The sequence below is a fragment of the Flavobacteriaceae bacterium genome, from assembly GCA_014075215.1.
Lineage (GTDB): Bacteria > Bacteroidota > Bacteroidia > Flavobacteriales > Flavobacteriaceae > Polaribacter.
This window is the reverse complement of record CP046177.1, coordinates 3,528,926-3,543,074: the sequence shown is the minus strand read 5'-3', so window position 1 is coordinate 3,543,074 and position 14,149 is coordinate 3,528,926. Positions and strand designations below refer to the sequence as shown.

Below are 14,149 nucleotides of genomic sequence, written 5' to 3'. Positions count from 1 at the left end.
AAAGTTTAAATGAGTTCCGGGTTAAAGTTGCTAATCTATACCAGTTCCTTAGCATTCTTTGCTTTTGTATTTGTGAGTGCAATAGCCAATACCTGATTCATTTCCGTTACATAGTGAAAAGTCAACCCCTTCAGATATTCTTTTTTAATTTCGAGAATGTCTTTTTCATTGTCTTTACATAAAATAATTTCCCTGATATTGGCCCTTTTGGCAGCTAATACTTTTTCTTTGATACCCCCTACGGGCAATACCTTTCCTCGTAGCGTAATCTCTCCTGTCATGGCTAGCTTATTTTTTACTTTTTTTTGTGTAAATACAGATACTAAGGATGTTAGCATCGTAATGCCTGCGCTGGGGCCATCTTTTGGTGTGGCACCTTCGGGTACATGAATATGTACATTGTATTTTTCCAGGATTTCAGGATGTATCCCAAAATCTTCTGCATTTGCTTTGATATATTCCATGGCAATGGTTGCGGACTCTTTCATTACTTTTCCTAAGTTTCCGGTAATGGTCAGTGTTCCTTTTCCTTTTGAAAGAATAGATTCTATAAACAAAATATCTCCTCCGACAGTTGTCCATGCCAGACCCGTTACGACTCCTGCTACTCCGTTGCTCTCATATTTGTCGCGTTCCAGCCGCGCAGGCCCCAAAATAGTTTCAATATCTTCCGAAGTGATAGCCACATTATACTGTTCTTCCAAAGCAATGGATTTGGCCACAAAACGCACTACTTTTGCTATTTGTTTTTCCAAACCACGTACGCCGGACTCCCGGGTATATCCTTCAATAATCTTCTCTATCTGAACTTTTCCTAATTTGAGTTGTTTGGAAATGAGTCCGTGTTCTTTTATTTGTTTAGGTAACAAATGTCTCTTCGCTATTTCTATTTTTTCTTCAGTTGTATACCCCGTAACATTAATCATTTCCATTCTGTCACGTAATGCCCAGGTAATTTCTCCCAAATTATTTGCTGTTGCTATAAACAGTACTTTTGACAGATCATAACCAACTTCCAGGTAGTTATCGTAAAACTCCGTATTTTGCTCCGGGTCCAGTACTTCTAACATGGCAGAAGACGGGTCTCCCTGGTGACTGTGTCCCAACTTATCAATCTCGTCCAGAACAAAGACAGGGTTTGAAGTTCCTGCTTTCTTTATATTGTGAATCAAACGCCCGGGCATTGCTCCGATATAGGTTTTGCGATGACCCCGAATTTCGGCTTCATCACGCAAACCTCCTAAAGACATTCGCACATATTTACGGGCTAAAGATTCTGCTATGGATTTTCCCAAAGAAGTTTTTCCTACACCGGGAGGGCCATATAAACAGATAATCGGAGATTTCATATCTCCTTTTAGTTTTAAAACTGCCAAATGTTCTATAATACGCTCCTTTACTTTTTCCAGACCGAAATGGTCTCTGTGCAGAATTTTTGTCGCGCGTTTTAAATCAAATTTATCTTTGGAATAGGTTCTCCACGGAAGTTCTAACATTAACTCCAAATAGTTCCGCTGCACTCCATATTCTGCCATTTGAGGGTTCATTCTTTGCAGACGTGCCAGCTCTTTATCAAAAGTTTCTCCTACTTCTTTTGTCCATTTTTTGGATTTTGCCTGTATACGCATTTCTTCCAGTTCCTGATCATACGAAACTCCGCCCAGCTCTTCCTGAATGGTTTTTAATTGCTGATTTAAATAGTATTCTCGCTGTTGTTGATCCAGATCAGAACGTGTTTTGGATTGAATATCATTTTTTAGCTGCAACTTTTGCAGCTCTTTATTTAAATTTTTCAGTACTAATAATGCGCGCTCTTTCAGATTGTCCTTTTCCAGGAGTACTTGTTTCTGCTTTACACTTAAATCCATATTTGATGAAATGAAATTCACCAAAAATGAATTGCTGTGAATATTTTTGATCGCAAACGATGCTTCCGAGGGCAGCATTGGGTTCTCTCTGATTACTTCCAAAGCCAAATCCCTGACCGAGTCCATAATGGCATTTAGTTCCTTAACGTCATCCTCCCTCTTATTTTCCACAGCTTCTCTAACATTTGCCTTTAAATAAGGTTGTTCCTGAATGATGGATTCAATTTCAAAACGTTTTTTGCCTTGAATAATGACCGTTGTATTTCCATCCGGCATTTTTAATACCCGCAAAATCTGTGCTACCACTCCCGTACTGAAAATATCATTTGCGGAAGGTTCTTCAACATCTCTATTTTTTTGAGCTACCACACCAATCGCCTTATCTCCCTTATTGGCATCTCTGATCAATTGGATTGATTTATCTCTGCCGGCAGTGATAGGAATCACCACACCGGGAAACAGCACCGTATTTTTTAAAGGTAAAACAGGAAGCACATTGGGAACATTTTCGCTATTTATCAACTCTTCATCCTCTGGTGTCATCAAGGGAATTAATTCAGAGTCCTCATTCAACATATCGTGAAGCGACAAAGTGTCAAAAGTCATCATCTTTGATTTACTCATAATACTATATATCTGTCATTATGGCATTGGCTTTTCATATCTACCTCCAGCAATTACCATAATTTTTATTATTAAACTGATAATCAGAATGTTGTTTATTTTATATATCACTCTTTGCAAATAGTAGGGCAATTCTTATGCCAATAGCGTATGCTTTTACACTTTAAATAAAATTACCTAATTATACCGTTTCTGATTTAAAACATAGTCAACTAAAAAAACAGTTATTTTTAATTAGACGACCTTGCTGTCGAAAGTTTGAATAGAGGCCGCTCTGCTTTTAGATGCAAGAATATAGACTCATTGACTTTCATATATCTATTTTCTTTGCTCTGGCAGTAAAAAACTATCTTATCTAAAAAGTTTAAGTTTATTTTGAAGCATAAGCAAAAAAGAGCAACTTTTAATGAGTAAATTTAGGGCAGAAATGATATTATTATAACTGTCACAATTTAAAAAGCGAGCTGTCTCTAGTATAGTATTTATTTATTGAACTCTAAAAATCAACATATCAACCAACTGATAGAACGCTGTAAAAAATCGGATCAAACAGCGCAGATGCAGATATACAAGGCTTATTATAAGGCTATGTACAATAGTGCATTTAGAATTTTAAAAGATACGTTTGAAGCTGAAGACATCATGCAGGAGGCATTTTTAAAGGCATTTACAAAATTGGATTCTTATAAAGGCGAAGTAACTTTTGGGGCCTGGTTGAAAAAAATCGTTATTAATAAAAGTTTGACACAACTAAAAAAGAAGGCTCGGTATAAGGAAGTAAAACTGGAAGTGATTCCAAATTATGAAACAGAAGAAAACGCGATTGATGAGTTGAAGTTGAAGGCCTCAGATGTGATGGAAAAAATGAATAGCTTAAAGGATAGCTACAGGTTGATTTTAAATTTACATTTAATTGAAGGGTTTGACTATGAAGAAATTAGTCAAATATTAAATTACACAAATGAGAATGTAAGAACTACTATTTCCAGAGCTAAAAAAAAATTAAAACAAGTCTTACTGCAAGACATTACTCATACACAAACATATGGAAGATAAATTACATCATTTTTTTACTACAAACGAATTTGACATTTATGAACCGCATTCGGATCATGTAGATCGATTCGAAAAACGTTTACAGGGAATCCGGCCCGGGAATACCATTTCCCGAAAATGGATGAGTATAGCTGCATCTGTAATTTTACTCATTGGTTTTGGCCTGGGAAATCTTACTTCATCTGATACTGTAGATTTGTCAACTATTTCTCCTAAAATGGATGAAGTACAAACCTATTTTTTAAATACTATTCATCAGGGAATCAAAGAAATTGAGAAAAACAGGAGCTTACAAACAGAAGATATTATAGAACAAGCTTTGGATGATATAGAAGAGCTTGAAGATAATTACAAGGTATTTGTAAAGGAATTGACTAAAAATGGTGAACAAAGAAAAATTATAAATGCAATGATCCATAATTATCAACAACGTCTGGACATCTTACAAAGAACATTACAACAAATAGAATTAATTAAAAACCCTCAAAATATCGGCGATGAAATATATATATAAAACTACCATCCTTTTATTTTTAATTCCGTTAGCAAGTCTTGGAAATCATCATAAAAAGAAACATGAAAAAAGTAAATCGATTCACAAGGAGTTTAAAGTGAATGCGAATGCCAAAGTATCTGTTAATAATAAATATGGTACTATTAAGGTAACAACCTGGAATAAAAATGTAGTCGAAATAGATATCAAAATTACTGTAAAAGGTAATGATATAGACAATGTAGAAGATAAACTGGAAGCTATTGATGTAACATTTTCGAATACATCGGATTTTGTAAATGCCAAAACCATTATCGGAAGTAAAAAAACGAATTGGAGTTGGTGGGGGAAGCACAAAAAGATTAATTATCAGATAGATTATCTGGTAAAAATGCCCATTACAAATGAGGTCAACCTGAGTAATGATTACGGTGCTATCTCATTAGATGAGATCAACGGAAATGCTACTATCAATTGTGATTATGGTAAAATAACCATCGGTGATTTAAAAGGGAATACCAACAGCATTAATTTAGATTATTGTAGCGAATCCACCATTCATTCGATGACGAATGGTTTTATAAACACGGATTACTCGAAGTTAGTAGTTGATACTGCTCAAAAAATCGATTTAAATACGGATTATTCCACTATAAAATTCGAAAAATTAACAAATTTGAGTTTTAATGCCGATTATGGAAGCATTACCGTAGGGGAATCCGATACCGTAGCAGGTAACGGGGATTATACGGGATTAAAATTCGGAACAATCACCGGCAGTTTAAAAATAAGGTCTGATTATGGTTATATCAAAATTCAAGATCTGGCCAACGGATTTGATTTTATTGATATCAATAGTGAATATGCGGGCATTAAAATTGGTACATCTCCCTCTAATAATTTCAATTTTACCATTGAACTACAATATGCCGGTTTCAAGCAAAAAAACAGTCCGAACATAACACTGTATAAAAGTATTTCCAAGTCTCATAAAAAATACTATGAAGGGGTGTACGGAAAAGGAAAACCGACATCTAAAATGATTATTAAATCAGAATTTGGAAGTGTTTCTTTCAAAGAAAATTAACGTATAACAATCAATTATAAAATTATGAACAACAAATTATTTTTAACAAGTATCATTTTATTATTAACGTATTCTGTAAATGCTCAGGGTTGGGGAAAAAATAAAAAAGTAAGAGGGAATGGTCATGTGGTTACGGAAACCAGGAGTACATCCGATTATGACGGTATTGGCGTAGGCGGTTCTTTTGATGTGATCTTAGTAAAAGGAAAAGAAGGGAAAATTACTCTGGAAGGTGAAGAAAATATTTTACCTTATATTGAAACCAAAGTAAAAAACGGGCATTTAAAAATCGAGTTTAAAAAGAACACCAATATCAGAACCACAAGAAAGTTAACGGTAACTGTACCTTTTGAAGATATCAAAAAACTATCGTTAGGAGGTTCGGGAAATGTAATCAGTAAGGCTGTTATTGAAGCAACAGATCTCAAAGTAAGCATTGGTGGTTCCGGAAATATTGAAGCTAAAGTATCGGCAGAAACGCTAAAAGCATCTGTTGCAGGTTCCGGAAATATAAAATTATCCGGAAATGCAAATGAATTAAAATGTTCTATTGCAGGTTCCGGAGATGTCAAAGCGTATGAACTGGAAACTGACACCACAAGAGCGTCTATTGCAGGTTCGGGAAATGTAAGAGTGTATGTCAATACAAAAATCAAAGCATCCATTGCAGGTTCCGGAAGTGTTTACTATAAAGGAAAACCGACATATGTAAATAGTAATTCCGCAGGATCAGGAGGTATTGTAGACAAAAATTAGCTCGGGCACTCCATTGTGCAAAAAACAAAAATGCCTTGAATTTATGCTATACTCAGGCATTTTTTGATGAACTGACTTCTTGTTTTTAACCGAAAATGAAAAAGTCAAGATGATTTCAATGTTATTATTTTTCTCAAAAATATACAGTTGAAGAGAGAAGGTTATATTTGCTCTTAGTTACTTAGCAGTTTAGTACATAAGCTTATTATGGGTACTTTCATTAGTGAAACAGTCGAAGATATTTTAAAAAGTACGGATACTTTTAATCATGTAGTACTTATTTTACCTTCCCAAAGAGCTGGTGTTTACATAAAAGAAGCGTTAAAAAATAAAATCGCTCCGGGATTTTTACCGGAAATTTTAACCATAGAACAATTTGTAGAAACCGTTTCAGGGTTAAAAAAAGCAGATACGCTTCAACTGCTATTTGATTTTTACACGATTTATAAGGATATTGAAAACGCACCTGCTTCTTTTGATCATTTTTCTTCCTGGGCATATACGGTTTTGCAGGATTTTAATGAAATAGATCAATATTTAATAGATACGAAAGATGTATTTGCTTATATAAGAGATATCCGGCGATTGAAAAAATGGTCTGTAAAAGGTGAATTTCAGGAAACGGAATTTATAAAAGATCACCATTCTTTTTTGGAAAAATTACAGCTTTATTATACTAAGCTATACACACATTTGCGAAATGCCAAATCCGGCTATCAGGGGCTATTATACAGAGAAGCAACAAAATATATAGATGCTTATTTAAAAAAGAACTCGCAAAAGAAGCACCTTTTTATTGGTTTCAATGCCATGAATAAAGCAGAAGAATATTTGGTGCAAAAAGTTTTGGCGAAACAAAACGCTGATATTTATTGGGATATTGACGAGCAGTTCTTCCATTCAAATCACCAGGCAGGTTCTTTTATCAGAAAATATACCAAGGAATGGGAATACTATCAAAAAAATACATTAAAAACAATAGGGACCTCTTTTAGCTCAAAAAAAGAAATCAATGTTATTGGTGCCTCAAAGAACATTACACAAATAAAACACGCCGGAGAAATTTTGGATGGTTTGCCCGGTTATAATCATACTGCTTTTGTATTAGGAGATGAATCATTACTTCCCGTAGCGCTTTCTTCTCTACCCGAAAAAATTCATGATATTAATATAACCATGGGATATCCGTTAAAAAATATTCCTGTTGTTCAACTAATTTATACTATTTTTAAATTATTTATATCCCAGGAAAAGTTCCGGAAAAGAGCAACAAATGCATTTTTTTACAAAGATGTTTTAGCGATTTTTAAAAATGCTGTCTTTTCCAACTATGTGCTACACGATACTAATTTTTCAGATGAAATTGACGACTATATTCGCCAGAAAAATAGTTTTTTTTTAAGAGCAGGTACCATTGCCAAAATATACAATGAAAAAGAAGAACACATACAAAAAACGATAGCAATTATTTTTAATCCGATTGACAATGTTTCGGATTTTTTAAATAAAGTGCTGGTGATTATTGACGATATGAAAGAAAAAACGACAAAATTGGAAAAAGAATACTTATACCGCTTGTATATGGTTTTTACGCAGTTAAACAACCTACAGGAAAAATATCAATATTTGAAAGAATTAAAAACTGCTTTCAGGTTTTTTAAGCAGCTTACTGTCACGGAACATTTGTTTTTTCGGGGAGAACCTTTAAAGGGGTTACAATTGATGGGTATGTTGGAAACAAGGGTTTTGGATTTTGAAAATATAATCATCACCTCTGTAAACGAGGGAATATTACCCAACAACAAAACCGCGAACTCTTTTATTCCTTTTGATGTAAGAGTTCATTTTAATATTCCCACTTATAAAGAAAAAGAAGCTGTTTTTTCGTATCACTTTTTTAGGCTATTACAAAGAGCAAAACGGATTTTTATTCTCTATAACACGGAGAATGAGGCTCACGGAACCGGAGAAAAGAGCAGATTTTTAAAGCAATTGGAACTCATAAGAACAGATATTATTTTTAAAAACGTCAGCCCTAAAGTATTTGTAAAAGAAGAAAAACCTCTTACCATTGAAAAAGATTTGTTTATTTTAGATCAATTGAAAATGCTGGCTCAGCAAGGAATTTCGCCTTCTGCCTTAACCGGCTATCTGTACCATCCTATCACCTTTTATAAGCAAAGAGTTTTACACCTTAAAGAATTTGAAACAATAGAAGAAACGATTACGGCAAGTACTTTTGGAAATATTATTCATGATGTTTTAGACGCTTTATATACCCCTTTTGTCGACCAACGTATTAAAGAAGCAGATATACATTCCATGTTAACACTAAAAAATAGCCTGATAGCTACCTATTTTAAGAAGCATTTTAAAGAAGGTACCATTACAACTGGTAAAAACAGGTTAATTTTTGAAGTAGTAAACCGGCTTATTGAGCGTTTTCTAAAAAAAGAATTGGAGACAGTACGACACAACCAATTAAAAATCATTGCTACTGAAAAACAACTAGAGGCTATTATTACTGTGGATGCATTGGGTTTTCCTATAAAAATAAAAGGAATTATAGACAGAGTTGATGAATTAAATGGTACCGTTAGAGTAATTGACTATAAAACCGGAATTGTAAAATCTTCTGCCCTTAGAATTGGCAATGCGGAAACTATTGAAGATTATAAATATAGCAAATCAATTCAAGTTCTTCTATACACATACTTATATGTAAAAAACAAAAATTTCGACTTTAAAAAACCAATTATTGCCGGTATTTTTTCATTTAAAAACTTAAGTTTAGGGTTAATTGAAATTAATTTTTCAGAAAAACGAAATGGAAAAGATACGCAAATCACACAAGAAAGACTAGATGATTTTATGACTAAAATAAAACAACTGCTCTTAAAAATATACGATCTTCAAATCCCTTTTGAAGCACCTTCCAATACAGTTTAAAGTGTAAAAACCGGAAAGTTCTAAACCTAATTTTACATTGTAAATCAAAGTAGCTTCTTATTCCTGTTTGTTTCATTTTCTCGTTTATGTTAAAGTTGAAAATACTTATTTTAGCAACCGGGGAAAAACCTCAGGTTCAAATCTCGAAATGAAATATAAAAACAAAAGCATAAATAAAAAGTCAAATAAAACAGTCAACGCTATTTAGGGATGTACACAATAATAATACTTAATACTAAAAAACCAAGATAACCGGAATATGAATATACAAAACGCACAACAGCAGGTAGAAAAATGGATACAAAGCCATGGGGTTCGTTATTTTAATGAGCTTACCAATATGGCACAACTTACAGAAGAAGTGGGTGAAGTAGCACGTATTATTGCGCGTCGTTACGGAGAACAAAGCGAAAAAAAGTCCGATAAAAATAAAGATCTTGGAGAAGAGTTGGCAGATGTCGTATTTGTGGTCTTATGTCTGGCAAACCAAACAGGGATAAACTTACAGGAAGCATTTGAAAAGAAATTAGCTGTCAAAACCAAAAGAGATCATGAGCGCCATCATCAAAATAAAAAACTGCTTTGAACTCGGAACCTCGAACCTGAAACCTGGAACTTTCAAACTTAAAACCGTACAACCCGTTCTTTCAATCTTTTGATTTCCTTGGCACTATTTCCAATAAAGATATCTTTCTCAACAATAAAAACAGGCCGTTTCAAAAAAGTATATTCCTCCAAAAGAAGTTGCCTGTAATCCTGTTCGGTCAAAGATTGATCTTTTAAGCCCATTGCCCTATATTTTTTAGCTCTTTTATTAAACAACTTTTCATAGCTGCCACACATTTGATACATTTCTTCCAACTGTGTTACGGTAACCCGATGTTCCTTAATTTCCTGCCTTTCAAACCCTTCTACATTTATTTCTTTTAAAATCCTACGGCAGGTATCACAAGTTTGTAAAAAATAGACTTTCTTCATTATTATGAACTATATTTCTTCTGTAAAAAACTTAATTTTGATTAAAAAATACAACATTTAGTTTCACTTCAGTAACCACTTCGTTAGTTCATAAATTTTTTTCATCTGTTTTTTGTGAATTTTCAAATGAAAAAATTCATGTACTTTTGGCTAAAGTAACGATAAAAATGGAGACACAAATAATGGCACTTAAAAGTCAGAGGTATTTTAGTATTCTTTTTGGTATTATCTCTTTGGGAGTCATTATGTCTCTCAAAAAACGGGGTTAATATTATGGATTATTTTTTTATTATTACCATACTCATTGTATTGTCGGCAGGATTTGGATATATCAACGTACGATTCATCAAATTACCCAACGCTATCGGATTAATGATCATCACCATACTGTTTACGTTGGCAGTACTAGGACTTAGTTATTTTGACGATACCTTACTGCAAAAAGAAAGAGAACTCATTACAAGTATCGATTTCAAGACGGTATTGCTAGATATCATGCTGAGTTTTTTATTATTTGCCGGGGCATTGCATACGAACTTTCAGCAATTAAAAATACAGCGCAAGCCCATTCTCATATTTGCCTCTTTAGGAACTCTGGCAGCTACTTTTATAGCCGGAATTTTTGTATATTATATATTACAATGGCTGGCATTGCCTGTTGATTTTATTTACTGCCTGCTTTTTGGTGCTTTGATTGCCCCTACAGACCCAATTGCCGTATTAGGAGTTATGAAAAAAGTAGGTGCTCCGGAAAAATTAGAAGCCAAAATTGTGGGTGAGTCCTTATTTAATGATGGTGTGGGAGTAGTCATTTTCCTCACGCTGTACCAAATCGCAAAAGGAGATACCAATATAACCTTCACAGATATCTCCACTCTTTTTTTAGTTGAAGTAATGGGTGGAATAGCATTGGGGCTCATTATAGGTTGGCTTACTTACAAACTGTTAAAAAGCATTGACGATTATCATATAGAAGTCATCATCACCATTGCTGCTGTGATGGGTGGAACCATTATAGCTCAAAAATTATATGTTTCTGCTCCGTTAGCAATGGTTACGGCAGGTCTGATCGTAGGAACGGACACTGTAAGACGATCTTCTATGAGTGAGGTTACGGAACTATACGTAGATAAATTTTGGGAGCTTATAGATATGTTATTAAATACCATTTTGTTTGTCATGATAGGCATGGAACTATTGGTATTAGCTTTTAAGAGTGCCTATATCGTAGCCGGATTGATAGTAATTCCGATGCTGTTGGTATCAAGATATTTTTCATTATTATTACCTGTAAAACTGTATGCAAAAAAATTAAATTTTTTTCCAAAAACAAGTTTGATAATGACTTGGGGAGGTTTAAGAGGAGGCATCTCCATTGCCTTGGCTTTAAGTCTGACCGAAGCAATGCAAAGAGATTTGTTTTTACTGGTTACCTATATGGTCGTGATATTTTCAATCATTGTACAAGGGCTTACAGTTGGAAAATTAATTAAGAAATACACTACCTCCAAAAACACAATAGATTTAGGGTAGTTTTAACATCATTAAGAGTATAGATTCATGAAATTCAATACAAAAACAATACACGGAGGGCAGACACATGAAGAAGCAACAGGTTCGGTAATGCCCCCCATATTTCAAACCTCTACCTTTGCACAATCCAGCCCCGGGATTCATAAAGGTTATGAATATTCCAGGGCAGCTAACCCCACCCGGACAGCACTGGAAAACAACTTTGCAGCAATAGAAGGCGGCACACATGGATTTGCCTTTGCTTCGGGGTTATCAGCAATTGACTGTGTACTCAGAATACTACATCCGGGCGATGAAGTGATTGCAGTAGATGATCTGTACGGAGGAACTTATAGAATGTTTACAAACATGTTCGAAAAATACGGATTAAAATTTCAGTTTATAAACATGTATTCGGCACATGCTGTTGCCGAAGCCATTACAGCAAACACAAAACTAGTTTGGCTGGAGACTCCTACAAACCCGCTGATGAAGATTGCCGATATTGAAGAAATTTCCAAAAAGGTAAAGGCAAAAAATAAAGATACATACATTGCGGTGGATAATACATTTGCAACTCCTTACCTGCAACAGCCCCTCACGTTAGGTGCGGATATTGTGATGCATTCAGCAACAAAATACCTCGGAGGGCACTCGGATTTGGTGATGGGTGCTCTTATGGTTAAAGATGCAACCTTGGCAGAAGTACTCCATTTTATTCAGTTTGCAGGGGGTGCTGTTGCCGGCCCTATGGATAGCTTTTTAGCTTTGCGGGGAATCAAAACCTTACATGTAAGAATGCAACGTCATTGCGAAAACGGAAAGGCAGTTGCTGATTTTTTAAAAAATCACCCTAAAGTAGCCACAGTGTACTATCCGGGATTCGAAAATCATCCGAATTACTCGGTAGCTAAAAAACAAATGAAAGACTTTGGTGGTATGGTTTCATTCGAATTGAAGGATGGAAGCAAAGCAGCAACATTTGAATTTCTGGAATATACAAAGATTTTTACATTGGCCGAATCCTTAGGGGGTGTGGAAAGCCTGGCAAATCATCCTGCTACGATGACACACACATCCATACCCGAAGCAGAGCGGTTAAAAGTCGGAATCACAGATTCGTTAATCCGATTAAGTGTAGGAATAGAAGATATAAATGACCTGTTGCAAGACCTAGAGCAGGCTTTGCACATATGATGTAGTTTTAAGTTCAAAAGTTTCAAGTTCAAAGTGAACCCGATTTCAATGGCGAACTCATTTAAACTTTTTCAATTTAAATGAGTTCAGTATAAAACCGGGTAAATTACAGGTGTCGCAATTATATTTAGTCAACTCTTAAAAAAATTTTAACATATTGAATTTCAGTTATTAATATAGAACTCATCTTGACTTTTTCTATTTCCTAAAAAATGACTGAAATTCACCTATATTTCGTTACTTTTCTTACCTGTAGCACTGCTATAGCTTTCAAAAAGTGCCTTATCTAGTTAAATTTCAGTTCATTTTCGGTTAAAAACAAAAAGTCAAGATGAGTTCATACAAAAAAGCCTGGAGAACTATTGTAAAAAAGACAACGTTTTTTAAATTGTATTGTAAAACCTTGTCAAATGCGTTCAAAAAATAATCCTCAAAATCAGTTAACTTTTCTAGCTCCAACCTTACAGGAACAATTGAATGCCAAGCATGAGCTTTATCTGTTAGCAGACGAGATAGACTGGTATTATTTTGATAAAGAGTTTTCAAAGTTCTATTCGGATAAAGGTCTCCCTGCTCGTCCGATTCGTTTGATGATTTCACTTTTGATTTTGAAGTCCATTTACAATTTATCCGATGAGCGTTTGGTAGAAGAACACTGGGAGGTGAACGCTTATTTTCAGTATTTAGGTGGTGCTACCGTTCAACGTTGTGGCCAACCTTTCGCTGCCAGCGATCTAGTTCACTTTCGTCAGCGTATTGGGCAAGAATGAACAATATCCCATCTTAAACAAGACCATAGGGTAGCAAACAACTTCCTAAAAGGTCAGATGGGAGATAGTATCAACTTTATGATGGCCGCCGCTGGGTTCAACTTCAAAAAATTAATGAGAAAACTCAAACAAGAAATTCTTTGGCTTGTTCTTAATACCTTTGGTTACCTGTGCAAAAATTTGTTAGAGAAAAATCGGACTCTAATAATAAAACCTAACCAACAAATAGCCTATTTTTAAGGGTTAACTATTTAGCTTAAAAATTAAATTAATCAGTTGGTATTGAGGAGATAAAAATTTCGTAATTGTGAATTTATAATTCGTAATTTATATATGTTTACTATTCGTTTTTTTCTTCGTGCTCCTCTTTATATTCTTTGTGTTCCATATGCTTTTTATGTTTTTTCATCATTTTTTTACGCTTCATCATTTTTCCTTTCATTCTTTTTCTATTATTTTTTTCCAACTTTTTGAATCTTTCATATTGAGCTTCATTCAAGATAGCTTTCATTTCTCTTTGAAAAGCAATTCTTTTATCTAACTGAGCATTCGCCATTTTGTAACGGGTATCTGCAGTTACTTCTTTTTTATTTTCTTTATACTTTTTCTTTAGCTCCTTCATTTTTTCATAATTTACTCTCCTATCTTTAACTTGGGCTAATACCAGCGGTTTAACTTGGTCTTGTTGTTTGTCAGACAGTTCCAATTCCAAAGTCATTTTTTTAACTATCAGGGAAGCCTGCTGTTCAACGGTAAGTTTTTCTATATACTTTTTTACGCGTTTTTTCTGTGCTTGTGCTGTTATCGTAAAAGCTAATACAAGTACTAAAAGGGACATTAATTTTTTCATGTGATTCAA

General features: G+C 34.4%; 11 protein-coding genes and 1 pseudogene. 9 read left to right on the top strand and 3 right to left on the bottom strand.

What is annotated here, in order from left to right; translation table 11 throughout:
- Positions 1-35: 35 nt before the first annotated feature.
- Complete coding sequence (lon, locus tag GKR88_17600; GenBank protein QMU65909.1) at positions 36-2,492, bottom strand: endopeptidase La; 2,457 nt, start codon at positions 2,490-2,492, stop codon at positions 36-38.
- Positions 2,493-2,981: 489 nt separating this feature from the next.
- Here lon and GKR88_17595 point away from each other — a divergent pair, with 489 nt between their 5' ends.
- From GKR88_17595 to GKR88_17570, 6 genes are all read left to right on the top strand, one after another.
- Positions 2,982-3,548, top strand: coding sequence for a sigma-70 family RNA polymerase sigma factor (locus GKR88_17595; GenBank protein ID QMU65908.1), 567 nt, complete (start codon positions 2,982-2,984; stop codon positions 3,546-3,548).
- A complete protein-coding gene (locus tag GKR88_17590; GenBank protein QMU65907.1) occupies positions 3,538-4,062 on the top strand; it encodes a hypothetical protein in 525 nt (174 codons plus the stop codon). Before GKR88_17595 ends, GKR88_17590 begins: the two co-directional genes overlap by 11 nt.
- Complete coding sequence (locus tag GKR88_17585) at positions 4,046-5,128, top strand: hypothetical protein (protein ID QMU65906.1); 1,083 nt, start codon at positions 4,046-4,048, stop codon at positions 5,126-5,128. The genes GKR88_17590 and GKR88_17585 overlap by 17 nt, the downstream gene beginning before the upstream one ends.
- Before the next feature lie 24 nt (positions 5,129-5,152).
- Positions 5,153-5,884: a DUF2807 domain-containing protein gene (locus GKR88_17580; GenBank protein ID QMU65905.1), complete on the top strand. Its 732-nt coding sequence runs from the start codon at positions 5,153-5,155 to the stop codon at positions 5,882-5,884.
- A 207-nt stretch (positions 5,885-6,091) separates the two neighbouring features.
- Positions 6,092-8,833: a PD-(D/E)XK nuclease family protein gene (locus tag GKR88_17575; GenBank protein QMU65904.1), complete on the top strand. Its 2,742-nt coding sequence runs from the start codon at positions 6,092-6,094 to the stop codon at positions 8,831-8,833.
- Positions 8,834-9,092: 259 nt separating this feature from the next.
- Positions 9,093-9,419, top strand: a complete 327-nt coding sequence (locus tag GKR88_17570; GenBank protein QMU65903.1) for a pyrophosphatase — start codon at positions 9,093-9,095, stop codon at positions 9,417-9,419.
- A 38-nt stretch (positions 9,420-9,457) separates the two neighbouring features.
- Here GKR88_17570 and GKR88_17565 read toward each other — a convergent pair whose 3' ends face one another.
- Entirely contained in the window at positions 9,458-9,811 is a 354-nt protein-coding gene (locus GKR88_17565; protein ID QMU65902.1) for an arsenate reductase, read from the bottom strand.
- Between the two features lie 273 nt (positions 9,812-10,084).
- Here GKR88_17565 and GKR88_17560 point away from each other — a divergent pair, with 273 nt between their 5' ends.
- From GKR88_17560 to GKR88_17550, 3 genes are all read left to right on the top strand, one after another.
- Positions 10,085-11,344 carry a sodium:proton antiporter gene (locus GKR88_17560; GenBank protein ID QMU65901.1) on the top strand — a complete coding sequence of 420 codons (1,260 nt, stop codon included), beginning with the start codon at positions 10,085-10,087 and terminating at the stop codon, positions 11,342-11,344.
- Between the two features lie 27 nt (positions 11,345-11,371).
- Complete coding sequence (locus GKR88_17555) at positions 11,372-12,520, top strand: cystathionine gamma-synthase (GenBank protein QMU65900.1); 1,149 nt, start codon at positions 11,372-11,374, stop codon at positions 12,518-12,520.
- 410 nt (positions 12,521-12,930) lie between these two features.
- Positions 12,931-13,290: a hypothetical protein gene (locus GKR88_17550; protein ID QMU65899.1), complete on the top strand. Its 360-nt coding sequence runs from the start codon at positions 12,931-12,933 to the stop codon at positions 13,288-13,290.
- Positions 13,291-13,720: 430 nt separating this feature from the next.
- Here the strand turns inward: GKR88_17550 and GKR88_17545 are convergent.
- A pseudogene (locus tag GKR88_17545) lies at positions 13,721-14,140 on the bottom strand (hypothetical protein).
- Positions 14,141-14,149 lie beyond the last annotated feature (9 nt).